The sequence below is a fragment of the Mesorhizobium sp. GW821-FHT04C10 genome (genome assembly GCF_059420305.1).
Window position 1 is genome coordinate 6,874,116 of the sequence record NZ_JBWKTL010000001.1, and the last position, 24,149, is coordinate 6,898,264.

The following is a 24,149-nucleotide window of genomic DNA, read 5'->3' on the forward strand; positions in this document are numbered from 1 at the left end:
AAGCGCCGACGCTCCCGGCGTTCCAGAAAATGCCTGACGAAGAGCAGGAGGCACCGATGCAGGCCCAGGACATCATGACGACGCCGGTGATCTCAATCGATGCTTCGGCCTCGATCACCGACGCCGCCGACCTGATGTTGACCAGGAAGATCAGCTGCCTGCCGGTCACACGCGACGGTGTGGCGATTGGCATCATCAGCGAAGGCGACTTCCTCCGGCGCAAGGAACTTGGCACCCAGCGTGTTCGTCCTCGCTGGCTCGAATTTCTGGCCGGCCCCGGCAAGATCGCCGATGAGTATGTGCACACAACCGGCCGTCGGGTTGGCGACATCATGACGACGGACGTCGTCTCGGCGCCGCCTGGGGCGTCGCTGGCCGAGATCGTCGAATTGATGGCTGACCACGACATCAAGAATGTGCCGATCCTCGATCAGGGCAGAATGGCCGGGATCATAACCCGCTCCGATTTGTTGCGCGCCCTGCTGCGGATCCTGCCCAAATCAGGCGCCGCGACTGCCGATGACGAGGTCATACGCAGGAAGATCATCGCCGAGCTACAGGGGCAATCCTGGAGCGGCGGCGATCTTATCGGCGTTACCGTCGATAGCGGCGACGTTGAACTGAGCGGCGCCATTTTCGACGAGCGTCAGCGAAAGGCCGCTGTCGTTGCGGCCGAGAACGTCGACGGGGTCAAGAAGGTCACGGACAAACTCTTTTGCGCCGGGACGTTCTCGGTCCTGCTTCTCTCCTAGAAGACGTCACAGAGGCGGAACGGCTCCCGAACAGCGCATCGCCAAGGGAGATTTTCGGGCTGCATATCCGCCCCGTCCAATCCAGCATTCCGGCCCCTCCCTTAAATCGCCAACAAGGGTATCAAGGGCCGAACCAACAGCAGCGCGAAGGCAATGAGCGCCGCGCCGGCGATTGTATCTGCTCTCCTCTTGCCGCCGCTCAGCCGCCTGCCCAGCAACAGCCACATCGATCCGGTAATTGCCGTGATTACAAGCAATACGATCCAAGCCATGCCCCGCGCGGCTGCCTCGATGTCCATCGGCACGATGGCCACGCAATAAATGAACGCCTTCGGATTGAGGACGGTGGTTGCCAGGATGGAAATGCGACCGCCGTTCCCGGTTGCGTCGGCGCGTTTGACGGCGATCAGGCGAAAGCCAAGTATTACCAGCCATGCAGCGGCAACCAGTTGAACCATCTGGATGGTGCCAGGCGGCACCAGGGAACGCAGAGAAAGCCACAAGGCTGCCGCGATCCCGTATCCGCATGCCTGCGCGGCAAGGAGCGTAGCGGCATTCCCACGCTTGACCGCGCCTGCCGCCAGAAGAGCGTTGGTCGGCCCCGGCGCGGCAAAAAGCAGGAATGCTTGCAGAAAATGCAGATAGTCCAAACGCCTGCCTCGTATGCGAACCTGTCAACTGCAGCAGTCCCACTTGTGCCGACTGTCGTCAAAAGCCTCCTGGACCGTCAACTCGTCGCAAGGGCAAAATCGTCCGTCGCCGGCTGGAATAAGGGCGCACCGCGGCAGCCGATCCCGCTAGGGGCGTTGGTGTTCAATCAACGGACAGATTGCAACCGGGCGATCAAGTCGCCATTGCGGCAATAGGCCGGCGGGTGATCCGCATGCGCCGTCTCATCGAGCCAGGTCGCGCATTCCTCCTGGTGACGGCAGGACCGGCACCGGTCCACCGCACGATTGGTGACGGCGACGTGATCCGCCACGACTTTCAGCGGCCTGTCGACGCCCAGTTTCTGCATCATGCGCCCCATCAAGGCCGTTCGAGCATCAAGTCCAGTCAGGTATTCGAGAAAGTTCATGTCGTCAGACTCCTCAGACGGCAATCATTGCCATGCCAAGCGACGTGCGACGTTGATCTCGGTCAACGAGGGCCATCCATTCCCGGAATTGCTTCCGCTGGACAAGGCCACCCTTCCCGCCCAGCCCACACCAGCGCAGTCAGCTCTGGATACAGCATGGCTCGCCTGGATATGATGAGCTCGGTAAGGCCGCAGTCCTAGCCTACGGTCCCAAACATAGCACCAATGCCCGCGGTCAGCGCCATCGCCAGCGCTCCCCAAAAGGTGACCCGGGCGGTGGCCTTCAACACATTGGCGCCGCCGGCCCGCGCGCCAATCGCGCCCAGCACCGCCAGGAACAGCAGCGATGCAATCGAGACTACCGCAACCAGTCTCGCGGGTGGCGAAAGCAGCACCATTGCCAATGGCATGATCGCACCGATTGAAAACGCCGCCGCCGAAGCCAGCGCCGCCATGATCGGTCGTGCGGCGGTAACCTCGGAAATACCAAGTTCGTCGCGGGCGTGTGCGCTAAGCGCGTCCTTGGCCATCAACTGGTCAGCCACCTGCAACGCCAATTGAGGCTCCACGCCGCGATCGATGTAGATCTGGGCAAGCTCCTGCCTCTCGAACTCGGGTTGGCTCGCCAGCTCTTTTCGCTCTCGCTCGAGATCCGCATGCTCGGTATCAGCCTGGGAACTGACGGATACATATTCGCCGGCGGCCATCGACATGGCGCCGGCCACAAGGCCGGCGACGCCCGCTACCAGCACGTTGGCGGTGGCGGCGTTTGCGCTTGCAACTCCGATGATCAAGCTGGCGGTCGAGACGATGCCGTCGTTTGCGCCCAGCACCGCGGCCCGTAACCAGCCGACGCGCGACACCAGATGATTTTCGGAATGAAGACGACTCATTTGAATGAAGGAAAAGTTGTCGGTTTCGCCACGGTTTCGCGTCCATATCGGCAAGCGCCAGAAGACAGCTCGACTGCTTGATGCCCCTCGATCCGAACAAATGCCTTGATCAAAGTCAATCGGCAGCCGCAGGCCGCCGAGCCGGCGCTTTCGCGAGTACTCCTAACATGCATACAAGGGCTCAGCCGGAGCGCCCGAACCTGGGAACAATAGCTATGGAACAGACCGCCTTGGCTCCTCACCCAGAGGGCCAGGCCGATTTGCTCGCGGTTCATGCGTGCCCGTGGTTTTTCGCCTGCGCTTGCCCCGGCGACCATGATCGAAAAGCCAGGTTTTGGTAACCTCCGACACAACGATATAGAGCGCCGTGATCGCGAGCAGCCCTGCCAGCACCGGTGCTGGCAGGGGAACGAAACCGAACCACTTGGCGAAGGGAGCGAACGGGATGGCGACGGCGATACCGCCAACGCCAAAAGCGAGGCCCGCAAGCAGGCGACTGGGACGGCTGTTCCATGGCCTCACATGGGTACGCACGATGAACAGGATGGCAAGTTGGGTCAGCACGGATTCGACAAACCACGCGGTCTGAAACGTGGCTGCCGCAGCATGCGCTACGAACAGAAGGAACGCGAAGGTCGCGAAGTCGAACACAGAACTCACGAGCCCGAAACTCACCATGAAACGTCTTATGAAATGGATGTCCCAGTGCCGCGGTCTCCGTAACTGGTCGGCGTCGACGTTGTCACCCGCGATCGCAAGCGACGGAATGTCCGACAGGAAATTGTTCAGCAGGATCTGCTTGGCCAGCAGCGGCAAGAACGGCAGGTAGAGCGAGGCTGCGGCCATGCTGATCATGTTGCCGAAATTGGCGCTGGTCGTGATGGAGATGTATTTCATCGTGTTGGCGAACGTCTTTCGGCCATCATCGACGCCCCGCACCAATACACCGAGGTCGCGTTTGAGCAGGATGATATCCGCGGCCTCGCGGGCGACATCGACAGCGGTATCTACCGAAATGCCGATGTCGGCTTCATGAAGCGCCGGCGCGTCGTTGATGCCGTCGCCAAGATAGCCGACGACATGGCCGCTGCGACGCAGCGCCTCGACAATGCGCTCTTTCTGGTTTGGATCGATCTCGACAAAGAGATCGATATTGCGGGCACTTGCCAGAAGACCGTTTTTCGTCATTTTCGCCAGATCTTCGCCCGTCATGATCCGGTCGGACCGGAGGCCTATAGCCTCGGCCAGATGCGCGGCGACATAGCGGTTGTCGCCGGAAATAACCTTTACGCCGATGCCGCGATCGGCAAGTGCCGACAGGGTTTCCCTTACCCCCTCCTTTGGCGGATCGAGAAACAGCAGGAACCCCGCGAATGCCATTTCGGTTTCGTCGTCGCGGCTGAAGCTCGCCTTGTTCTGAAATCTCCGGATCGCCAGGCCGAGAACACGATACCCTTGCGCGCTCCAGCGCCTGAATTGCTCGTCGATCGCCTGGCGTTCCGTCGCGCCGAGGGGGGTCAAGCCGTCCCGATCCTGCACAAAGCCACACGCCTCGACGACGTTCTGGACGGCTCCCTTGGTGATGAGGACCTGTTCATGCGCGCTGTCCTGCACGGCAACGGACAACCGCTTGCGAACAAAGTCGTAGGGGCTCTCGTCGATCTTGGTGAAACCGGACAAATCGTCTTGGTCATGCGGAGCGCTTGCAATTGCCTCGTCCAAAGGATTCTTCAAGCCCGTTTGCAAAATCGCGTTCAGCCGCGCCCAAAGCAGAACCTTCCTCGAAGCAATGCCCTCGACATCGAACGCCCCATCGAGGTGAATGACGCCCTCCGTCAGCGTTCCTGTCTTGTCAGTGCAAAGCAGATCCATGCTGCCGAGGTTCTCGATCGCGTCGAGACGGCGCACGATGACGCCGCTGGCGGCCATCATCCGCGCACCCTTGGCCAGGGTGACGCTGATGATCGCGGGAAGCAATTCGGGCGTCAGCCCAACCGCCAGGGCAAGCGAAAACAGGAGCGACTCTATCAACGGCCGCTCAAGCATGACGTTGGCGAAAAACACCAGGATGACGATCACAAGCATGATCTCGGTCATCAGATATCCGAACATCCTGATGCCGCGAGCAAATCCGGTCTCGGGTATCCGGCGCTCCAATGCTTCGGCGATCGATGCGAATTCGGTTTGCGCTCCCGTGGCGACGGCAAGCACCTTTGCTGTTCCGCTGCGGACCGAGGTGCCGGTGAAGACCGCATTGGTTCGCTGCGCGATGCCGGCTTCGGGCGCGGAGCGGCCGGCGGACTTGACGACGGGAAAGGTTTCGCCGGTCAGAACAGATTCACTGACGTTGAAATCCCGCGACTCGAGAATGACGCCGTCGACCGGAATGAGATTGCCGGCCGACAGGCAGACGACGTCGCCGGGAACGATCTCCTCGACATCGATAGTCCGTTCGATGCTATCCCTGAGCACGGTGGCCTTGCGGGAGATCCGCTGCTGCAGGACCTCCATCGCGCGAGAGGCGCCATATTCCTGAGTGAAGCTTAAGACACAGCTGGCGAGCACGATCGCGCCGATGATCGCCGCTTCATGCCCCTCCCCGACGAACACTGAAACGGCGGCGGCAAAGACCAGGATCAGGACGAGTGGGCTGCGAAACTGGCGCGCGAATACAGTCAATGCCGATCCGCCGGACCGGGACGCCAGTGCGTTGCGGCCGAATTTGGCAAGTCGGATTGCCGCATCGACACTCAGCAGACCCGAAGAAGAGGTCTCCAATTGCCCTGCCAGGTCACCCGTTTCGATTGACCAGTAGGCATGCTCGACATGACCGGAAAGGCGGCTGATCGGTTGCTCCGCGCCCGCCATGGCTGCCGGCTGGTCCCTGGCATCTGCCGTTCCGGTCGCCATGGCCGGACAGTCAGTTGGAAAGAAGGCGGCTGATGCCACTCTCGTGGGTCAGCGAGCGCGTAATACCACCAAAGACCCATTCCCTGAGCCGGCTGTGACCGTAGGCTCCGGAAACGATCAGATCGGCGTGGATCGAGCGGGCAAACGCCAACAGCGTCTCACCATCCGCGGCACCGGCGATCACTTCGGTTTGCGGCATGATGCCATGCTGCTCAAGAAACACCGCCGCGTCGGCGAGGCTGTTTCGAATATCCTCTCCCGAATCGCCTTCCATCGTGGCAACAACCACCTCCTTGGCCCTGGCGAGAAACGGCAAGGAATCGGATAGGGCCCTTCGTGCTTCGCGGCTGTCCTTCCAGGCGACCAGGACGGTTTTCCCGACGAGATGTTCGGCATTGGCCGCTGCGACCAGCACCGGGCGACCGGCCCCGAGCACCAGGCTTCCGATATCGACGGCGCGGAAGACATCCGCGCCTCCGTCGTCGGTCACAACAAGATCGGCCGAACGGGCGGCCAGGCCGAGAGCGCGGGTTGGCGCGCAAACGTACTGGGTCCATTCGCTGCTGACCTCGCCCGGGACAAGCTTCTCGAAGATGTCGCGCAATTCGGCAAGCCGCTTCTCGATCTCGGTGCGCTGGATCTGCATGACCTCGCCTTCGTAGACCAGGCCCTCTCCCGTGGTCACCAAAGGCGGAACGTCCGCGGCAGCAAGGCCTACGAGGTGAGCGTCGAACCGCTGCGCCAGCTCCGTCGCCAGTTTTAAGATCGGAGCGGGATTTGCATCAACGGTCAGATTGACGAGTATCGTTTTGTAGGACATGCGGGCACCTCGCTCGGAACGTGGAATGCTTTGTCATTTGCATTGTGCGGTCCGCGGCACCTTGATACCGATCAAATAACCGCTGTTTGGTGCGCGGAACGATGAATGCTACATCAGCGACCGCTGCTGCCTTTCAATCCGGAGACTGCTCGTGAGCACCAAGGAGCAAGACTGGTCGGAAGCCGTCGCCAAGGCATCACCGCTGGCCGGCGGCCCACCGGAACAAGGCACCAACTTGCCGGAGCACGAGCTGCTCGCGCTGATGTTCGAGCAGGCTCCGGGTTTCATGACCCTGCTCAGCGAGCCTGGCCACATCTTTCAACTGACCAATGCGGCTTACCAGCGCCTGATCGGTCAGCGGCAGGTTATCGGCAAATCGGTTCGCGAGGCCCTGCCCGAGCTCGAGGGCCAGGAATTCTTCGAATTGCTCGATCGCGTCAGCGAAACCGGAGATCCCTATGTCGGGCGCGGCATCAAGGTCGTCCTGCGCAATGCCGAGACCGGGCTTGCGGAGGAGCGTATTCTGGACTTCGTCTACCAGCCCATCAGGGCCAGGGATGGCCGGATCACCGCAATCTTTGTTCAAGGCACCGATGTCAGCGATCTGTCGTTCGCGAACGCCGCGCTTCAGCTGCGAGAGGATCACCTGCGTTCGATCCTGGCTACCGTGCCGGATGCGATGGTTGTCATCGACGAAAGCGCCAACATCCAATCCTTCAGCACGGCGGCCGAAACATTGTTTGGCTACAAGGCCGGCGAGGTCATCGGTCAAAATGTCAAGTTGCTGATGCCCTCGCCATACCGGGATGAGCATGATGCATACCTGCAGCGTTACCTGACGACGGGAGAGCGCCGCATCATCGGACTCGGGCGTACGGTAACCGGGATGCGCAAGGACGGATCGACCTTTCCGATGGAGCTCGCGGTCGGCGAAATGCATCCCGGAACGGGCCGCTTCTTCACCGGTTTTTGCCGCGACCTGACGGAGCGTCATAGAACGGAAGCCAGGATGCAGGAGCAGCAGCAGGAGCTGCTTCACATGGCACGCTTCACCGCGCTCGGTGAAATGGCCTCGACATTGGCGCATGAGATAAACCAGCCGCTGACGGCCATCACGAACTACCTCAAAGGCAGCCGCCGCCTCCTCGAGAAAAGCAAGGACGAGAACGCCGCCATGCTGCGGGATGCCGTCGAGAAGGCTGCCGAGCAGGCCCTTCGCGCTGGCGACGTGATCCGTCGCCTCAGGGATTTTGTCGCCAGGGGCGAAAGCGAGCGTCAGGTCGAACGTCTGCCAACGCTCATCGAGGACGCCTCATCGCTCGCTTTGGTCGGCGCCAGGGAAGCAGACGTGCGCGTCAGCTATGATCTCGACCCGGCGGCCGAGCTTGTTTTGACCGATCGAATCCAGATCGAGCAGGTGTTGCTGAATCTGATGAGAAACGCCGTGGAGGCCATGCAGGGCGCGCCCAGGCGGGAATTGCATGTCGTTACCGTGTCACGGCGGGATGGCATGGCTGAAGTTGGTGTGATTGATACGGGCCCGGGGCTGGCGCCGGAGGTTTCAGCCCAACTCTTTCAGCCTTTCGTCACCACCAAGAAACACGGAATGGGTGTCGGCCTGTCCATTTGTCGCACTATCGTCGAGTCGCACGGCGGTCATATTTGGGCGGAAGCAATGCCCGGCGGCGGGACAGCGTTCCGATTCACTTTGCGCGCCGTGGAGAAGGAAGAGGTCGCTGGTGGCCAATGATATCGTTCATGTGGTCGACGACGATGTCGACGTTCGCAAGTCGCTGGGTTTCCTTCTGGCGACAGCCGATTTTGCCGTGCGCCTCTATGAATCGGCAACGGCATTCCTGGCGACGGAACCGAAGGAGATCCAAGGCTGCATCGTCAGCGATGTACGCATGCCCGGCATCGACGGCATCGAGTTCCTGCGGCAACTGAAAGCCCGTGGCCTCGGCGTGCCGGTGATCGTGATGACGGGGCACGCCGACGTCGCCCTGGCCGTCCAGGCGATGAAGGAGGGCGCTGCCGATTTCATCGAGAAGCCGTTCGACGATCAGGTGCTTATCGATGCAATTCGCTCGGCGCTGGACCACCGCAGCCAGCCCGCCGCGGCACACCCGCAATCGACGGAGATCAGGAAGAATCTCGCCATGCTGTCGGAGCGAGAGCACCAGGTGCTGGAAGGGCTTGTTTCCGGGTTACCGAACAAGACGATCGCCTACGATCTGGGGATCAGCCCGCGCACGGTCGAGATCCATCGCGCCAATGTCATGAGCAAGATGGGCGCCGGCAGCCTCTCGCACCTGGTGCGCATGGCCCTGATCGCCGGCCCCCAACATTAGGGCATTCGGGGAAAGACGAGCAGAGGTTCTCCACCCGGGACCGCCGCTCTAAGGCGCGTTTCGGAGTGAAGCCACCCTATCTTCTCGGAGATGCCAGTCGCGCCAGTGGGTCGGCCGAATATGGACGCGGATACCGGTAACGGCATGCCGCCATCCCTCCCGGCCTTTTTCGCAGGGAAATACAAGCGGATGCAAGCCTTCTTCATCCAGAACGGCTAGTTCGAGGCTGCGGCCAAACGGAGCGCTTGCTATTGGATTCCACATCCGGCCAGCGTGGGCCAAATTGCAGTTCCGCGCTTTGATTTGAATCAGTTTTTGGGCGGCTTGCGTTGAGGAGACCTGCCTATAATGAGGCATCGGGGTGTCCCGTGATTTGACATAGCTCAAAGCGCAGACCGCTCCCAGCCCCTAGGTTGAGGCCGAACCGTCGCAGATGGCGGCCGGCTTCTTGCACAGGACATTCCGACATGAACTACCAGCGGTTCTTCGAAGAAGCGATCGACCAGCTCCACGCGGAGCGTCGCTATCGTGTCTTCGCCGATCTCGAGCGTATCGCGGGCAAGTTTCCGCGCGCCATCTGGCGCTCCAATGGCCGCGCCGAGGAGATCACCGTCTGGTGCTCCAACGACTATCTTGGCATGGGCCAGCACGCGGATGTCATCGCCGCCTTCCAGAATGCGGCCGGCAAGATGGGTTCGGGCGCCGGCGGCACCCGCAACATCTCCGGCACGTCCAACCCGCTGGTCGAGCTCGAGCAGGAGCTTGCCGACCTGCACGGCAAGGACGCGGCCCTGGTCTTCACCTCCGGCTTCGTCTCCAACGAAGCCTCGATCTCGACCATTGCCCGGCTTTTGCCCAACTGCCTGATCATCTCGGACGAGTTGAACCACGCCTCGATGATCGAGGGCGTGCGGCGCTCGGGCGCCGAAAAGAAGATCTTCCGCCACAATGACGTCGCGCATCTGGAAAGCCTCTTGCAGGCGGCGGGGCGCGAGCGCGCCAAGCTGATCGTCTTCGAAAGCGTCTATTCGATGGACGGCGACATCGCGCCGATCAGAGAGATCGTCGAGCTCGCCGAGCGCTACAACGCCATGACCTATATCGACGAGGTGCATGCCGTGGGCATGTACGGACCGCGCGGCGGCGGCATCACCGAGCGCGAAGGCCTCGCCGACCGCATCGACATCATCCAGGGCACGCTGGCCAAGGCGTTCGGCACGCTGGGTGGCTACGTCACCGGCACCAGCGCGGTGATCGACGCGGTTCGCTCCTATGCGCCGGGTTTCATCTTCACCACGGCGCTGCCGCCGGCGATCGCCGCCGCCACCACCGCCTCCATCCGCCATCTCAAGCAATCGCAGGCCGAGCGCGACGCGCAGCAGCAGCAGGCGAGCCGAACCAAACAGATCCTGGCGGCCGCCGGCCTGCCGGTGATGGACTCCGCGACCCATATCGTGCCGGTGCTGGTTGGCGATCCGGAGCTTTGCAAGATGGCGAGCGACCGGCTGCTTGGCGTTCACGGCATCTACATCCAGCCGATCAACTACCCGACCGTGCCGCGCGGCACCGAGCGGCTGCGCATCACGCCGACGCCGTTCCATTCGGATGCGCTGATCGCCGAACTGCAGGATGCGCTGGTCGAGACCTGGGATGCGCTCGGCATCCCCTACGGCTCCGCCGGCCGACCTTCGGTCGCCAAGACCGACCGCATCATTCCCCTGCTGACAGCAAAGGCGGGCGGCTGACACCAAGGGCAGCCATCTTGATCCCGCGCAATGCGTGCATCTCTCATTGATGGAAAGAAGCGGGGTGGAAGGCTCCGGTCATGACACATTCTCTCTCCCAGACCTCGCTCGCCCATGCTGCCGAGCAAGCTCAGCAATGGGTGAACGAGCTGGCTCGCAGGCCGTCCAACGCTTGCAGATTCGTATCCCTATCGACTCAACCTTCGGTGCAAGACAATCAGGAATTGACCAGCATCAAGGCCGGCAGGCTTTGTTTCCTGTTGAATCCTCCCACTGTTCCAAATCCGGGAGGGCATCATGTCCAGTACAGCAGAAGTCAACATTCCAGCCAGGGAAGCCGCGACATCGACGAAGCTAAGACTGGGATCGCTGACAGCGCTGGTGATCGGATCGATGGTGGGCTCGGGTGTCTTCAGCCTGCCCCAGAACATGGCGGCCGGCGCCGGTCCGCTCGCAGTCCTGATCGGTTGGGCGATCACGGCCGTCGGCATGCTCGCGCTGGTGTTTGTCTATCAGTCCCTGGCGGTACGCCGGTCTGATCTCGATGCGGGTCCCTATGCCTACGCCAAGGCAGGGTTCGGACCCTTTATCGGGTTCAACAGCGCCTGGGGTTATTGGATCAGCGCATGGGTCGGCAACGTTTCCTACGCCGTGATCGTTTTCAGCGCGTTGTCCTATTTTTTTCCCGCCTTCGGCGACGGAAATACGTGGCAGGCGGTGCTCGGCGCCTCGATCCTGTTGTGGCTCATCCACTTTCTGATCCTCGCAGGCATCCGCCAGGCAGCGATCGTCAACACAATCGTGACCGTGGCAAAGATCGCGCCTGTCGTCCTGTTCGTCGGCGTCGTCGCCGTGGCCTTCAAGCTCAATGTCTGGACGCTCGACTTCACCGGGCTCGGCAATGCCTCGCTCGGCACCATCGCGGCTCAGGTCAAGAGCACCATGCTGGTGACGCTGTGGGTCTTCATCGGCATCGAGGGCGCCAGCGTTTTCTCCGCCCGTGCCGAGAGGCGCAAGGACATCGCGACGGCGACAATCATCGGCTTCTTCACATGCCTCGCGCTCTACGCGCTGGTCTCTCTGCTTTCGCTCGGCATTCTGAGCCAACCGGAACTCGCGGCATTGAAGAACCCGTCGATGGCAGGCGTGCTGGAAGCGGTTGTCGGGCCCTGGGGCGCCGTGCTCATCAATCTTGCGCTCGTCGTCTCTGTGCTCGGCGCCTTCTTGAGCTGGACGCTGCTTGCAGCGGAGGTTCCGCATGTCGCCGGAAAGGATGGAACCATGCCGAAGTTCTTCGGCCGGGAAAGCGAACGCGGCGTTCCCTCGACCTCGCTGCTGGTCACCAACGTCCTCGTCCAGGCCTTCCTGGTGATCACGCTCTTCGCCCAGAGTACCTATCAGGCGCTCTTCTACATCGCCTCGGCCGCCATCCTCGTGCCCTATATTTTCTCCGGAGCCTTCGCCGCCAAACTGGCATTGACCGGAGAAAGCTATCGGGTTGGCGAACGGCGCGCCGGGCCGCTCTTCGCCGGTGTGTTGGCAACGGCCTACGGGCTGTGGCTCGTCTATGCGGCGGGGCCTGCGTACCTGTTCATGTGCGCGATCCTCTATGCTCCGGGCATCATCTTCTACGTCTGGGCCCGTCGCGAGGCTAATCAGCGCGTCTTCCACCCGGTGGAAGCCGTCATCGCAGTCGCGCTCGTCGCAGTCGCAATCCTTGCCGTCTACGAGATGTGGACCGGCGCCGTCAGCGCGCTTTGAGAGGTCATCCGATGACAAATCTGGGGGTTCATTCAGAAGTCGGCCGCCTGCGCGAGGTGATGGTCCACAGGCCGGATCTCAGCCTGCGCAGGCTCACACCAGACAACTGCAAGTCGCTGCTGTTCGACGATGTGCTTTGGGTGAAGCGAGCGCGCCAGGAGCACGACATCTTCGTCGACGCCCTGCGCGAGCGCGGCGTGATCGTTCATTCGTTCGGCGAACTGCTCACGGAAACCATGGGCCTCGGGAAAGCCCGCGACTGGCTTCTCGATCGCCGGGTGCATGCCGGCGTGGTCGGCCTCGACATGGTCGACGAGATGCGGGGCTGGCTGAACGAGATGTCGGCCGGCCTGCTGGCAACCTGCCTCGTCGGCGGCATCGCCCGCGCCGAACTGCCATTCGAGCCCAAAGGGCTGACCGGACGGACATTCGCGCCGCAGGACTTCGTGCTGCCGCCGTTGCCGAACCAGTTGTTCACTCGCGACAGCTCCTGCTGGATTTACCGCTCGGTTTCCGTGAATGCCATGTATTGGCCGGCCAGACGACCGGAAGCGGCCAACGTCGAGGCGGTGTACCGCTTCCATCCGAGGTTTCGCGACAGCGGCATCCCATTCGTTTCACCCCAGGCCGGAACGGGCATCAGCCTGGAAGGCGGCGACGTCATGCCCGTCGGCGGAGGCGTCGTTCTCGTCGGCATGGGCGAACGCACCACGCCGCAGGCGGTCGGTGATGTTGCCCGAAGCCTGTTCGCTGCCGGCGAAGCCACACACGTGATCGCGGCACTGATGCCGCGCGACCGTTCCTTCATGCATCTCGACACCGTCTTCACCTTCTGCGACCGAGACCTTGCCACCATGTATCCGCCCGTGGTCGAAAGGCTGCGCACCTTCTCGATCCGGCCCGGGGACGGCGATGCGGCGGTCGAGGTCAGGGAGGAAAAAGCGCCCTTCACAACAGTCGTGGCAGAAGCTCTCGGGTTGAAATCGCTGCGGATCATCGCCACCGGCGGCGACCGCTACGAGGCCGAGCGCGAGCAGTGGGACGACGGCAACAACGTGGTAGCGGTCGAGCCGGGTGTCGTCATCGGCTACGATCGCAACGTCTATACCAACACGCTTCTGCGCCGCGCGGGAATCGAGGTGATCACCGTTGAGGGGGCTGAGCTCAGCCGCGGCCGCGGCGGCGGCCATTGCATGACCTGCCCCATCGCTCGCGACCCACTCTGAAAGGACACCCAATGTCGATCAACCTGCATGGCCGTTCGGTGCTCTCGCTGGACGACCTCTCAGCCGAAGAGATCCGCTTCCTCCTGAAGCTGGCAGCCGAGTTGAAGGCAGCCAAGCAGGCCGGGCACGAGATACCGCGCCTCGTTCGCAAGAACATCGCCCTCATCTTCGAAAAGGACTCCACGCGCACGCGGACAGGGTTCGAAGTGGCCGCCTATGATCAGGGCGCCCATGTCACTTATTTCGGTCCCTCCGGCAGCCATATCGGGCACAAGGAATCCATGAAGGACACGGCCCGCGTCCTCGGGCGGATGTATGACGCCATCGAATATCGCGGATTTGCGCAGCACCAGGCCGAAATGCTGGCAGCGCATGCCGGGGTGCCCGTCTACAACGGTCTGACCGACGAAGCCCATCCGACACAGATCCTCGCCGATTTCATGACGATGCGCGAATTCACGCACAAGCATTTGTCGGACATGACCGTCGCATTCGTCGGCGAGGGTCGGGACAATGTCGCCCAGTCGCTGGCATTGGGGGCAGCCAAGGTCGGCATCGACATGCGCATCGCCTCGCCGAAGGAACTGTGGCCCGACCAAGAATTCTGCGATCATGTCAGGGGGCTCGCCGAACGCAGCGGGGGCCGCTTCCGACTCGATGAAGACATGACCGGCTGCGTCCAGGATACCGACTTCATCTACACCGATGTCTGGATGTCGATGGGCGAGGACAAGTCCGGCTGGGCGGAGCGCATCCGTCTTCTGACGCCCTATCGGGTGACGAAAGATTTGATGGCGGCGAGCGGCAATCCGCATGTCAAGTTCATGCATTGCCTGCCGGCGTTCCACGACACCGAGACCGAAGTCGGCGCCTATATCGCGCGCGAATTCGGCATCGATTGCATGGAGGTCACCGATGAGGTGTTCGAGTCCGGTGCCTCGGTCGTCTTCGATCAGGCGGAGAACCGCATGCATACGATAAAAGCGCTGCTCGTCGCCACGATCGGCAACTGACATGCTGATCGTCGTTGCACTCGGTGGGAACGCGCTGTTGCGGCGCGGCGAACCGATGACAGCCGAAAACCAGCGTGCGAATGTCATCCGCGCCGCGTCAGCCTTGGCCGCGCTGATTGGCGAAGGCCATTCGCTCGTCATCACGCATGGCAACGGCCCGCAGGTCGGCCTGCTCGCGCTCCAGTCGGCTGCCTCACCGGACGGCGCTTTTCCGCTCGACGTTCTCGGCGCGGAGAGCGCCGGGATGATCGGCTACATGATCGAGCAGGAGCTCGCCAATCTCGTCTCCCAGAGACTATACGCCACACTGCTGACGCAGGTGAAAGTCGACCCGCGCGATCCTGCATTTTCCAGTCCGACAAAGCCGATCGGCTCGGTCTATGACGAATCGACAGCGCGACGGCTCGCAGCGGAGCACGGCTGGTCCGTAGCGCCCGATGGCGATAAATGGCGCCGGGTCGTGCCCTCGCCCCGCCCGATCGAGATTTTAGAGGCATCCGTCATCTCCTTCCTCGTCGACCACGGGGTCATCGTCATCTGCACGGGCGGCGGCGGCGTGCCCGTTGTCGCGCGCGAAGATGGCGCCATGGTCGGCGTCGAGGCCGTCATCGACAAGGACCTGGCCAGCTCGCTACTGGCGCGCCAGCTGAAGGCTGACATGCTGCTGATGCTCACGGATGTCGATGCGGTCTATCTGGGCTACGGCACGGCGGATGCCCGCGCACTGCGCAATGTCGGAGCAACTGAACTTTCGGGAAAGGATTTCCCCGCCGGCTCCATGGGCCCCAAGATCAGTGCGGCGATCGAGTTCGTCCAGGCGACGGGCAATCCCGCAGCGATCGGCCGGCTCGAGGACGCGGCGGAGATCGTCAAGCGGCGCCAGGGCACATGGTTCGAACCCTAGCCTTGCCGGGCTCAGGAAATCCTGGCTACCCCTACAACGTAGTTCTTGCCATATGCCGCGGCGCATTTTGGGCAGGTCGTATAAAAGAAATACACGTCGCTGGCTTTGGGATTGTGCTGGCGCGCGAGTTCAAGCATTTCCTCGTGCCAACTCCTTACCTGCTCGAACGCTCCCTCGAACACTTTGGTGACGAAGTCGCCCGTCAGCGTAGCCATTTCCTCCTCGGGCACGGCCTTTGAAACCGAAAAAAGGTGCTCGCTCGTCCAAGGCGAGAGATCGCGGCTTAGGGCGATGAACTGGCTTTCGGCAGAAGCGCCGGCGTCGTCGATGTGCTCGTTGACACGGGCAAAGACGCTGCCCATGTTCACCGGAACATGCATGATGCTGTGGGTTGTCGCCCTCACGAACGGCTTGTCGGTGAAGTGCAATTCCTGATCGTCCCAGCCGCCCGGGTTGAATTTTGGGCAGCAACCCGTCGTGTTCACGCTCGCATCATAGCGCGGTGTTTCGTTCGTCTGCATGGCTACCTCCTGATACGGGCACATCAGACCAGCTGACGACCCCGCCATCATTGATTCCGGTCAACGCCGCCAAGAGCCACGATTGACGCACGTCGAAGCCGGTCCGTGGCCAAGCGGCTACGCAGATCGGTCTGATGATCTCGCAGACCCATGTCGGCTCGCAATGAACCGCAGGCGCGTCGATGAGATTGCTATCGACCGACATCATCGGCCCAGGCTTTGGATATAACTGATAATCGCGGAGATCTGGTCGGGAGAAGCTACGAACTCGGGCATGTCCGGATGTCCGGTGGATATCCCCTCGGCCAGAGCTTCCTGAAGATCTTCGATTGGGTACCGCCGGTGCAACAACCGGAAAGGCGGCGCGTCCGGATGGGCGCTCTCGCCGCCCGGACCGACCGCGTGACAGCGGGCACAGTTTTTCTCGACCAGTCTTTTCCCATAAGCGATCTGCGGGTCTTCGACAGCATAGGCTGACGATGCAAAGCCGAGTGCGAACACAAGTAGTGGGATCGAGAGCGCCGGGTGGGATCGCATGGTCGTCAGGCCTTGCTTGATCATGTCAGTTTAAGGAGCGAGGGTGGCTGCGCGCATGTCGTCCCTTCCAGGTCATTGTAAAATTCCTTGGCCTCCGCCTTCCACATCAAGGCCTGGTCTTAGGGTTGCGCGGCCTTGAACGGCGGCCGAGGCCATAGCTCACCGCAGAGGGCTTGCGTCTCCTGGAGGACGCCATTTCGAAGTAGATGCCGATCCCTACGATCCAAGCGAGGCAAAGCAGGACGCCCCAAAAGAGAATGCCTCCAGCGGACATGAACTGATCCTTGTGTGGCTCTGATCGAACATCGCAAGATCAATTCCGGCATGCATTGATCAAGATCAATCGGCCTCCGGCGGCACAGACTTGCATCGACCTCTTGGCTACCCCTTCCTCGTTCCGCCGCTTCCCGACTTTGACATTGATCAAGGCGAGGAAGGGCATTGCCTGGCACGACATCGCCGGAGCAATTGCCTTGCAGACAGTGGAAATGAGGACGCGATGAAGGAACTGCCGCTTGCCGAAGTCTATCGGCTGATCGAGCCTGGTCCCGTTGTCCTCCTGACAACCAGGTCAAAGCAGGGCCGCGCGAACGTCATGACCATGTCCTGGCACATGATGGCGGGAATCGCGCCGCCGACCATGGCCTGCGTCGTGTCGAGCGACGACTTCTCCTTCTTCGCTTTGCGTCAAACGAAGGAATGCGTGGTCGCGATCCCTGCCATTGGCCTCGCGGAGAAAGTCGTCAAGGTCGGAAACTGCTCCGGACGCGACACTGACAAGTTCGCGACAGCCTGGCTGACGCCCCTTCCCGCCGAGCGCGTTTCGGCTCCCCTGATCGCCGAGTGCTTTGCCAACCTCGAATGCCGGGTCATCGATATACGCCTGGTGGACAAATATAACCTGTTCGTCCTCGAGGTCCTGAAAGCATGGATCGACCCGGCTCAACCGAACCCGAAGACGATCCACCACGTCGGAAATGGCGCCTTTGTCGTGGACGGCGAAATGGTTCATTTCCAATCCCGTATCCCCTGAGCGGCTGCAACCGTTTTGATCGACATCAAGGTGAGAACGTTCCTGCAAGGCTAGCTTCGGTGCACCGAACCTCTGAAACGGAAGCGCCCCGATGAGCTACAAATCCATTCTGTTGAACCTGGGCATCGATGGTCCGATTGAACCGCTCGCGCAGGTCGGCATCGATCTTGCCAAACGTTTCGATGCAAAGCTGATCGGTTTCTGCGCCGCGGACGCTCCGCTGCCGGTTACGATGGCGCCCGAGGGCGCGGCGATCGCTGCTGAACTTTGGGAGCAATCGAGGACCGAGATCCGGCAACGGCTTGATGACAGGCACTCCAAGTTCGACAGGCTCGTCGCCGGAGCGGTCAGTGCGGAATGGCGTGACACGGTCGAGAATCCAGATCATGCCCTCGCCAGAGCTTCCCTTCTCGCCGACCTCGTCGTCACGGGCGCTTCGCTCGGCGCATCCACGGGCGACGCTTACCGTATGGCTGATCCGGGCAGTTTGGTGCTGCGCGCCGGCAGGCCTGTCCTGGTTGCTGCCCTTGGCGCGACGAGTTTGCCGCTCGGCCGGATCGTCGTCGCCTGGAAGGACACGCGGGAAGCGAGGCGCGCCGTGGCAGACGCCGTGCCATTGATGGCCATGGCCAATGAAGTCATCATCGTGGCGATTGATCGCAATCCGAGCGATTGGATCAGGGACGGAGTCAAGGACGTCGCCAGTTTCCTCGCTGGGCACGGCATCAAGGCGCGAACCGAAATCCTGAAGTCAGACGAGGAAGGAAATCGACTGGTAGACTTCCTGGCCTCAGTCAAGGCAGACCTAATCGTGTCGGGCGCCTACGGGCATAGCCGACTGAGGGAATGGGCGTTTGGCGGAGTTACCCGTTCGCTGCTGGATGAAGTCTGGCTTCATCGGCTGATGTCGAACTGATGGCGGGTTCGGCCCTCCGACCAATCCCTGTCGCCGAAGCCTCTACCCTTCGGGCGTAGCAAAGACTTGAAATCTTTTGCTTTTTAACTCTCACAGCTCGCCAAAGAACATGGCTTCGGCAAGCATGTTTTCCACGTTGGCCAGCAGCTCGCTGTTTATTCCGGTAGCGATCCCCTTCGACGCGAAATGCTCCACCAGCGCACCACTGCGAAGATTGCCGGCCGCGCCGGGGGCGTAGGGGCAGCCGCCGAGCCCGCCTGCCGCGGAATCGAAGACCCTGAGCCCGAGGCTCCATGCCGCATCGACATTGGCCAGCGCCATGCCGCCGGTATCGTGAAAATGGCCGGCGAGCTGCGTCGCCTCCGCCTCCGCGAGGCATGCCAGCACCATGGCGTGCACGCGTTCGGGGGTTGCCTTGCCGATCGTATCGGCGACGGCGATTTCCGCACAGCCGAGATCGCGCAGCCGTGCGACGACTTTCGCGGCCGCGCCGGGCTCGATCGGGCCTTCATAGGGACAGTCGACGGCACAGGAAACATAGCCCCGCACCGGCAAGGCGTGTTCGGCCGCCAATGCGATCACGGGCGCGAAACGGGCCAGTCCCTCCTCGATCGCGCAATTGGTGTTTCGCTTCGAAAACGTCTCGGAGGCGCTGGTGAAGACCGCAAGCTCCTGCGCGCCCGCCGCGATCGCCGCCCGGGCGCCTTGCTCATTGGGCACCAGGGCGGAAAGCACGAGGCCCGCATGACGCACCGCGCCCCGCATGACGGCGTCATGGTCGGCCATCTGCGGGACCCATTTCGGCGAGACGAAGGCTGTCGCCTCGATGCGGGCGAAACCGCAATCGGCCAGCATGCGGATCAGGCGCAGCTTCTGCCCGGTCGAGACCAACTGCTTTTCGTTCTGCAACCCATCGCGCGGACCGACTTCGACGATCGTAACCTGGCGTTCCACGCGCAACGGTTCAGTGGACGGCGGCATACATGATCTTTTCTTCCGATGCTTCGTCGATGGTCATCTCCTCGACGATGCGCCCCTGGCGCGCCACCAGGATGCGGTCCGACAGGTTGAGGATTTCGGGCAGGTAGGAGGAGATGACCACGACGGCCGCGCCGGCATCGGCGAGTTTCTCGATCATCCGATGAATCTCGGCGATCGCTCCGACATCGACGCCGCGAGTCGGCTCATCGAAAATGATCAGTGACGGCTCCTGGATCAGCGATTTGGCTATCACGACCTTCTGCTGATTGCCGCCCGACAGCTCCACAACCTTGGCGTTGCCGCCGATCGAACGGACCTTCATGGCCTCGATCCATTCGGCCGATTGCCGCCTGGCCTCGCTCATGCCGACCATGGTGACTGGATTGGACGCCTTCGCCAGCTTGCCAAGGAACACATTCTGGACAACACCCATCGTGTCGAACAGACCGTCGAGCTTGCGGTCCTCGGTGATGTAGGCGACGCCGCGCCGCACGGCCTGCCGCGGGACGCGAAAGCGTACTGTCTCCCCGCGCAGCTGGATACGCCCGCCATGGAAAAAGTCCCGCTTCAGCACGCCGGCGGCGATCTTCATCATTTCGGTACGACCGGCGCCCACCAGCCCGAACAGGCCGGTGACCTGGCCCGCGAACACCGACAGTGTCGCGCTGCGCACCGCCTTGCCCATCGAGACATTTTCCAGGGCCAGGACCTTGTCGCCGGGAGGGCGGGCGACGCGCCTCGCGGCGGCATCGCCATAGAGTGCATCGGTCAATTGCCGGCCAACCATGGCCTGGACGATCTTTTCACGGGTGAGATTGCGGGCATCGTCGGTAACGATCAACGCACCGTCGCGCAACACGCTGATGCGGTCGGCGATCGACAGCGCCTCCTCCAGCGCATGCGAAATGAAGATGACGGAGGCGCCCTCGCCCTTCAGCCGTTCGACCAGCGCGAAGAAGTGCTGCTTTTCCTCCGGGGTGAGCGTTGCCGTCGGCTCGTCGAAGATGAAGATGCGGGCCTTGTGATGGACGGCGCGGGCAATCTCGACCATCTGTTTCTTGGCCGCGCCGAGCGTCGACACCAGCGCTGTCGGCTCGACATGGAAGTTCAGCCGCTGCAAATGTTGCTGCGCCCGGATGTTGACGCCGCGCAGCCGGTTGAAAAAACGTTCCTCGCCGAGAAAGATGTTCTGGGCGACGTTCATGGACTGGACGAGGTTGGTTTCCTGGAACACCATGGCGATGCCATGTTTCATGGCCTCGCCGGGAGACGAGAAGCTCACCGGCTTGCCATCGAGCAGCATTTCGCCAGAGGTCAAGGGATAGAGGCCGGCGAGCACTTTGGTCAGCGTCGATTTGCCGGCGCCATTCTCACCGAGCAGTGCATGGACTTCGCCGCGCCGGAGTGTGAAATCGACGGCGCGTACCGCCGCGTTGCCGCGGAACTCCTTAGTCGCCTTGCGAAATTCGACGATGTCAGCCATGCACGGATCCACCGTCATTTGCCGGCACTGCCAAGCGCAGCAACGTGCCCGATCCGCGCGACGTGGCATAGACGCGGTCGCCATATTCGCAAATGGAAGTAATGCCGTGCATGGAGCCATCGGCGCGGCTGTGCCAGCTTTCGCGCAGCAGGCCCTTGTCGTCGCAGCGGGCGACCAGGCCATAGGACCGCGACGGCGCCCACGGCTTGAGCACGCCCATCTGCCGGATGGAGCCCTGGCTCAGTGGCTGGTCGGGTTTCGCCGACCCGGCAAGTTCCGGCCCGATCCATTCGTCGGGGTCGATCGTCGCCATCATTTCGCGGCGGTAGTCGTCCTCGCGCAGCACCAGTTCGAACAATTGCCGGCGCGGCGCGAACAGCGCGATCCACAGGCCACCGCCGGCGGCGGATGACAGCCGACAGGGGTAAGCGGGCAGATCCTCCAGCATCGCCATGGGACGCACCGCCGATTTCGGGTCGATGGCGACAACACGATGGCGCCAGCTTTCGCTGATCGCCAGGCGGCCATCGCCGAGGAATGCAGCGCCGTTGGGGAAAGCCAGGTCCTGGGCGAGCGCGCGGCCTGAGCCGCCGATGGGGTCGATTGCGAACAAGCCGCCGCTTGCGCCGCGTTCCATCAGATCGCGCTTCCAATGGTGCGCCGAATGCTTGCGCGAGCCGACGCAGACCAACAGCGCCCCGTCAGACGCAAAGACGCCGGCGGTGAGGCATGACGTCATGTCGGGCGCGAGCTCGATCCGCTTCCAGGTGCCTGCCTGGCCGACATGCAGGCCATCGCCTTCGATGCCGACGGCCAGCCGGCCATCGGGCGCCGATGCGACAAAGGTGACCGGTGCGGGAAACTCCGCCACGGTGACCGGCGAAATGTGCGTGCCGTCGAGGTCAATCCTGAGAAGCGTCTTGTCGCTGCTGCAAAGCAGCCCTGTCGGCGACGCGACGAGATTGTCGATCCCGGGAAGGGCCAGCAGCCGCTCCGCCTCCTCCAGCCGGTTGTCCGGCTTGAAGACGCCGTCCATCGCCGGCACGCTGATGCCGGCATCATCGGCTGAAAACAGCCGGCGCACCAATGTGCCCAGGCCCAGCATCAGCGCTTCCCCCAATAATCGTCATGCGCCGTCCATTGCGGGTCGGCGCCCTCGACGCGGACACGGCCGATGCGGTTGTTGGACACTCCGCCCAGATAGAGCCAGCCCTTGTGCTCGCACGTCGAGGTGATCGAGGGATGGTTCTCGCCAGCCTTGTCCCAGAGTGCATCGATGATCTCGCCGGTCGCCGACACGCGTAACACGCAGCCGCGATTGATGTTGGGAAACATCCATTCATCGGCGGCGATACGCCTGGCCATACGGCGGCGGAAGGCAGGCTTGCGCATGGCCAAGTCGAAGGTCTTGGTGCGCATGCCGAGGAGCGCGATCCAGTAGGTGCCGTCGGAGCCACGGTTGAGGTTGTCGGGATAGCCGGGAAGATTGTCGATGAATATCTCGCATCTGCCCTTGTTCGGCCCGTCGAACCAGTAGCGGTTGATGCGGCAGGCCCAGGTCTCGGCGAAAAGCAGCGACTGGCCGTCGCGGCAGATGGTGACCCCGTTGGGAAAAATCAGGCCACGCAGGAGGGTGCGCGTGGAGCCTGTCTTCGGATCATGGCATATCAGGCGCCCATTGCCTCTGCCCTCGAGAGCATCGACCGCCCATTCCGACATCTCGTAGCGGATCGTCGCCTCGCTGAAGAAGATGCGTCCGTCCGGCGCGATGTCGAGATCGTCAGGAAGCCGCAGCCGCGAATCGTCGATCACCGACAGCAAGCTGCGGTTGGTTTCGTCGGTGACTTTCGAGACCTTTCCGTCTGGCGCAACGCGATAGAGCCCCATGCCGCCGACACAGGTCAGAAGATCGCCATTAGGCGCGAAAGCGAGCCCCAGGGGATGCCCGCCAATGCGGGCGAAAACCTCGCAGCGCCCATAATCCGGCGCCAGGAAGCGCATGATCGTGCCGTGCCGCGTTCCCGTGTAGAGATTGTCGTCACGGTCGAGCACAACATCTTCAGGCCCTTCGACGTCGCCAAGCCCGATCAGTTGCGTGACGCCGAGCTTGTCGTTGACGGCCAGCACGCTGCTTCCCACCGTGGCCGCTTGCTCGGGAAGGCGCAGATAGGTCGGCGAAACATAGACCTTGTTCAGGAGCTTGCCGCGGTTCTTCACCCATTTGGCGTCGAACAGCACCGCGGCGATCAGAACCAGGCCGAGGATCAGCTGGTTGACCGAGCCCGGCATCGACAGCCGGATGAGCCCGTTCGTCAGGATCAGCACCAGAATGGAGCCGATCACCGCATTGCCGACCGAACCACGGCCACCGCCCAGCGAAACGCCGCCAAGCACGACGGCGGTCAGCACCGAAATCTCCAATCCTATTCCGGTGTCGGCGCCGGTGCTGCCAAGCCGGGCCGAAAAGAGGAAGGCGGCAATGGCGGTCAGCACGCCCGAGGCGACATAGGCCAGGCAGACCGTCAGCTTGACGTTGACGCCGGCATTGTATGCCGATCGGCGCGCGCCGCCGACCGCGCGCAGGCGCCAGCCCGGCCTGAGCCGTGAGAGGACGACATGCGCGCCGATGGCAATGATGGCGAAGATGACGAACGAGACCGGCACGCCGTGGAACGAACCGAAGCCGATCAGATCCCATGTCGGGGACACCGGCATCGAGCCGACGATGGCGCTGGCAAGGCGCGGAAAGATGATGTCATAGAGCGCCCGGTAGATGACCAGCGTCACCAGCGTGGTGATGAAGGCGCGCAGCCTGAGGTAGCCGATAAGAACGCCGTTCAGCAATCCACAGGCAATTCCTGTCGCCAGCGTGGCGATGAGCGCCACGCCGATCGGCAGGCCAAGCACATTCATCGACACCAGCGCGGCCAGCACGCAAAGGGCGAACACGGAGCCGACCGAGAGGTCGATGCCGCCCGAAAGGATGACGATCGTCAGGGCCAGCGCGACGAGGCCGAACTCCGACACCTGGCGGGCAAGATCCGAGAACGTCCCGGCCGACACGAAGCCGGGAATGGTCCAGATCATGGCCAGAACCGTAATCACCAACGCAAGGGCCGGAATGACGTTGTCAATCCAGCTCTTGGTCAGAAGTTCGCCGAACAGGCGGTCCGGCACGAACCGGTAGCGCAGTCGCAGCAGCATGTCACTGGCGGCCATCGGTCC

General features: G+C 62.3%; 21 protein-coding genes. 10 read left to right on the forward strand and 11 right to left on the reverse strand.

Translation table 11 applies throughout. From position 1 onward, the window contains the following. Positions 1-74 precede the first annotated feature (74 nt). On the forward strand, positions 75-752 hold the full coding sequence (locus AC07UC_RS32860) for a CBS domain-containing protein (protein WP_494908783.1): 678 nt from the start codon (positions 75-77) through the stop codon (positions 750-752). A 101-nt stretch (positions 753-853) separates the two neighbouring features. Here AC07UC_RS32860 and AC07UC_RS32865 read toward each other — a convergent pair whose 3' ends face one another. The 5 genes from AC07UC_RS32865 to AC07UC_RS32885 form a co-directional block, all read right to left on the reverse strand. Next, entirely contained in the window at positions 854-1,402 is a 549-nt protein-coding gene (locus AC07UC_RS32865; RefSeq protein WP_494908784.1) for a hypothetical protein, read from the reverse strand. 167 nt (positions 1,403-1,569) lie between these two features. Further along, positions 1,570-1,830, reverse strand: a complete 261-nt coding sequence (locus AC07UC_RS32870; protein WP_202324521.1) for a DUF6455 family protein — start codon at positions 1,828-1,830, stop codon at positions 1,570-1,572. Positions 1,831-2,027: 197 nt separating this feature from the next. After that, on the reverse strand, positions 2,028-2,723 hold the full coding sequence (locus tag AC07UC_RS32875) for a VIT1/CCC1 transporter family protein (protein ID WP_494909028.1): 696 nt from the start codon (positions 2,721-2,723) through the stop codon (positions 2,028-2,030). A 213-nt stretch (positions 2,724-2,936) separates the two neighbouring features. Next, positions 2,937-5,633: a magnesium-translocating P-type ATPase gene (mgtA, locus tag AC07UC_RS32880; protein ID WP_494908785.1), complete on the reverse strand. Its 2,697-nt coding sequence runs from the start codon at positions 5,631-5,633 to the stop codon at positions 2,937-2,939. A gap of 10 nt (positions 5,634-5,643) precedes the next feature. Next, positions 5,644-6,453, reverse strand: coding sequence for a universal stress protein (locus AC07UC_RS32885; RefSeq protein ID WP_494908786.1), 810 nt, complete (start codon positions 6,451-6,453; stop codon positions 5,644-5,646). Between the two features lie 262 nt (positions 6,454-6,715). Between AC07UC_RS32885 and AC07UC_RS32890 the strand changes: the two genes are divergently transcribed. The 7 genes from AC07UC_RS32890 (at position 6,716) to arcC (ending at position 15,453) form a co-directional block, all read left to right on the forward strand. Continuing rightward, positions 6,716-8,203, forward strand: coding sequence for a PAS domain-containing sensor histidine kinase (locus AC07UC_RS32890; protein WP_202327609.1), 1,488 nt, complete (start codon positions 6,716-6,718; stop codon positions 8,201-8,203). Beyond that, positions 8,190-8,804: a response regulator FixJ gene (fixJ, locus tag AC07UC_RS32895; RefSeq protein ID WP_140775633.1), complete on the forward strand. Its 615-nt coding sequence runs from the start codon at positions 8,190-8,192 to the stop codon at positions 8,802-8,804. Before AC07UC_RS32890 ends, fixJ begins: the two co-directional genes overlap by 14 nt. Positions 8,805-9,271: 467 nt before the next feature. Beyond that, positions 9,272-10,549 carry a 5-aminolevulinate synthase gene (hemA, locus tag AC07UC_RS32900; protein WP_494908787.1) on the forward strand — a complete coding sequence of 426 codons (1,278 nt, stop codon included), beginning with the start codon at positions 9,272-9,274 and terminating at the stop codon, positions 10,547-10,549. A 297-nt stretch (positions 10,550-10,846) separates the two neighbouring features. After that, complete coding sequence (arcD, locus tag AC07UC_RS32905) at positions 10,847-12,310, forward strand: arginine-ornithine antiporter (protein ID WP_494908788.1); 1,464 nt, start codon at positions 10,847-10,849, stop codon at positions 12,308-12,310. Positions 12,311-12,321: 11 nt separating this feature from the next. Then, positions 12,322-13,536 (forward strand): arginine deiminase, encoded by a 1,215-nt coding sequence (locus AC07UC_RS32910; protein ID WP_494908789.1) that lies wholly within the window; start codon positions 12,322-12,324, stop codon positions 13,534-13,536. Positions 13,537-13,547: 11 nt separating this feature from the next. Then, positions 13,548-14,549, forward strand: coding sequence for an ornithine carbamoyltransferase (gene argF, locus AC07UC_RS32915; RefSeq protein ID WP_494908790.1), 1,002 nt, complete (start codon positions 13,548-13,550; stop codon positions 14,547-14,549). 1 nt (position 14,550) lies between these two features. Further along, the gene (gene arcC / locus AC07UC_RS32920; RefSeq protein ID WP_494908791.1) at positions 14,551-15,453 is read left to right on the forward strand and encodes a carbamate kinase; all 903 of its coding nucleotides are present in this window, start codon (positions 14,551-14,553) and stop codon (positions 15,451-15,453) included. Positions 15,454-15,464: 11 nt separating this feature from the next. Here the strand turns inward: arcC and AC07UC_RS32925 are convergent, their stop codons facing one another. Both AC07UC_RS32925 and AC07UC_RS32930 read right to left on the reverse strand, forming a co-directional pair. Beyond that, on the reverse strand, positions 15,465-15,974 hold the full coding sequence (locus AC07UC_RS32925) for a hydrolase (RefSeq protein ID WP_494908792.1): 510 nt from the start codon (positions 15,972-15,974) through the stop codon (positions 15,465-15,467). A gap of 204 nt (positions 15,975-16,178) precedes the next feature. After that, positions 16,179-16,535: a c-type cytochrome gene (locus tag AC07UC_RS32930; RefSeq protein WP_494908793.1), complete on the reverse strand. Its 357-nt coding sequence runs from the start codon at positions 16,533-16,535 to the stop codon at positions 16,179-16,181. Positions 16,536-17,010: 475 nt separating this feature from the next. On the opposite strand from AC07UC_RS32930, the gene AC07UC_RS32935 reads away from it, so the two are divergent. Together AC07UC_RS32935 and AC07UC_RS32940 are read left to right on the forward strand one after the other, a co-directional pair. After that, entirely contained in the window at positions 17,011-17,544 is a 534-nt protein-coding gene (locus AC07UC_RS32935) for a flavin reductase family protein (RefSeq protein WP_494908794.1), read from the forward strand. A 91-nt stretch (positions 17,545-17,635) separates the two neighbouring features. Beyond that, complete coding sequence (locus AC07UC_RS32940) at positions 17,636-18,460, forward strand: universal stress protein (RefSeq protein WP_202324544.1); 825 nt, start codon at positions 17,636-17,638, stop codon at positions 18,458-18,460. 90 nt (positions 18,461-18,550) lie between these two features. On the opposite strand, the gene AC07UC_RS32945 is transcribed toward AC07UC_RS32940, so the two are convergent. The 4 genes from AC07UC_RS32945 to AC07UC_RS32960 are packed head-to-tail and all read right to left on the reverse strand — an operon-like array spanning position 18,551 to position 24,143. Further along, positions 18,551-19,441 carry a hydroxymethylglutaryl-CoA lyase gene (locus tag AC07UC_RS32945; protein WP_494908795.1) on the reverse strand — a complete coding sequence of 297 codons (891 nt, stop codon included), beginning with the start codon at positions 19,439-19,441 and terminating at the stop codon, positions 18,551-18,553. After that, positions 19,425-20,924 carry a sugar ABC transporter ATP-binding protein gene (locus AC07UC_RS32950; protein ID WP_494908796.1) on the reverse strand — a complete coding sequence of 500 codons (1,500 nt, stop codon included), beginning with the start codon at positions 20,922-20,924 and terminating at the stop codon, positions 19,425-19,427. The genes AC07UC_RS32945 and AC07UC_RS32950 overlap by 17 nt, the downstream gene beginning before the upstream one ends. Beyond that, the gene (locus AC07UC_RS32955) at positions 20,917-22,029 is read right to left on the reverse strand and encodes an SMP-30/gluconolactonase/LRE family protein (protein WP_494908797.1); all 1,113 of its coding nucleotides are present in this window, start codon (positions 22,027-22,029) and stop codon (positions 20,917-20,919) included. Before AC07UC_RS32955 ends, AC07UC_RS32950 begins: the two co-directional genes overlap by 8 nt. Then, on the reverse strand, positions 22,029-24,143 hold the full coding sequence (locus tag AC07UC_RS32960) for an ABC transporter permease (RefSeq protein ID WP_494908798.1): 2,115 nt from the start codon (positions 24,141-24,143) through the stop codon (positions 22,029-22,031). Before AC07UC_RS32960 ends, AC07UC_RS32955 begins: the two co-directional genes overlap by 1 nt. Between the last annotated feature and the right edge of the window lie 6 nt (positions 24,144-24,149).

Excerpts from the sequence above, each read along its gene's own strand:
- AC07UC_RS32860 (WP_494908783.1), top strand. The coding sequence starts at position 75 with ATGACGACGCCGGTGATCTCAATCGATGCTTCGGCCTCGATCACCGAC.
- AC07UC_RS32870 (WP_202324521.1), bottom strand. The coding sequence starts at position 1,830 with ATGAACTTTCTCGAATACCTGACTGGACTTGATGCTCGAACGGCCTTG.
- AC07UC_RS32875 (WP_494909028.1), bottom strand. The coding sequence starts at position 2,723 with ATGAGTCGTCTTCATTCCGAAAATCATCTGGTGTCGCGCGTCGGCTGG.
- mgtA (WP_494908785.1), bottom strand. The coding sequence starts at position 5,633 with ATGGCGACCGGAACGGCAGATGCCAGGGACCAGCCGGCAGCCATGGCG.
- AC07UC_RS32885 (WP_494908786.1), bottom strand. The coding sequence starts at position 6,453 with ATGTCCTACAAAACGATACTCGTCAATCTGACCGTTGATGCAAATCCC.
- AC07UC_RS32890 (WP_202327609.1), top strand. The coding sequence starts at position 6,716 with ATGTTCGAGCAGGCTCCGGGTTTCATGACCCTGCTCAGCGAGCCTGGC.
- hemA (WP_494908787.1), top strand. The coding sequence starts at position 9,272 with ATGAACTACCAGCGGTTCTTCGAAGAAGCGATCGACCAGCTCCACGCG.
- arcD (WP_494908788.1), top strand. The coding sequence starts at position 10,847 with ATGTCCAGTACAGCAGAAGTCAACATTCCAGCCAGGGAAGCCGCGACA.
- AC07UC_RS32910 (WP_494908789.1), top strand. The coding sequence starts at position 12,322 with ATGACAAATCTGGGGGTTCATTCAGAAGTCGGCCGCCTGCGCGAGGTG.
- argF (WP_494908790.1), top strand. The coding sequence starts at position 13,548 with ATGTCGATCAACCTGCATGGCCGTTCGGTGCTCTCGCTGGACGACCTC.
- arcC (WP_494908791.1), top strand. The coding sequence starts at position 14,551 with ATGCTGATCGTCGTTGCACTCGGTGGGAACGCGCTGTTGCGGCGCGGC.
- AC07UC_RS32925 (WP_494908792.1), bottom strand. The coding sequence starts at position 15,974 with ATGCAGACGAACGAAACACCGCGCTATGATGCGAGCGTGAACACGACG.
- AC07UC_RS32930 (WP_494908793.1), bottom strand. The coding sequence starts at position 16,535 with ATGATCAAGCAAGGCCTGACGACCATGCGATCCCACCCGGCGCTCTCG.
- AC07UC_RS32935 (WP_494908794.1), top strand. The coding sequence starts at position 17,011 with ATGAAGGAACTGCCGCTTGCCGAAGTCTATCGGCTGATCGAGCCTGGT.
- AC07UC_RS32940 (WP_202324544.1), top strand. The coding sequence starts at position 17,636 with ATGAGCTACAAATCCATTCTGTTGAACCTGGGCATCGATGGTCCGATT.
- AC07UC_RS32945 (WP_494908795.1), bottom strand. The coding sequence starts at position 19,441 with ATGCCGCCGTCCACTGAACCGTTGCGCGTGGAACGCCAGGTTACGATC.
- AC07UC_RS32950 (WP_494908796.1), bottom strand. The coding sequence starts at position 20,924 with ATGGCTGACATCGTCGAATTTCGCAAGGCGACTAAGGAGTTCCGCGGC.
- AC07UC_RS32955 (WP_494908797.1), bottom strand. The coding sequence starts at position 22,029 with ATGCTGGGCCTGGGCACATTGGTGCGCCGGCTGTTTTCAGCCGATGAT.
- AC07UC_RS32960 (WP_494908798.1), bottom strand. The coding sequence starts at position 24,143 with ATGGCCGCCAGTGACATGCTGCTGCGACTGCGCTACCGGTTCGTGCCG.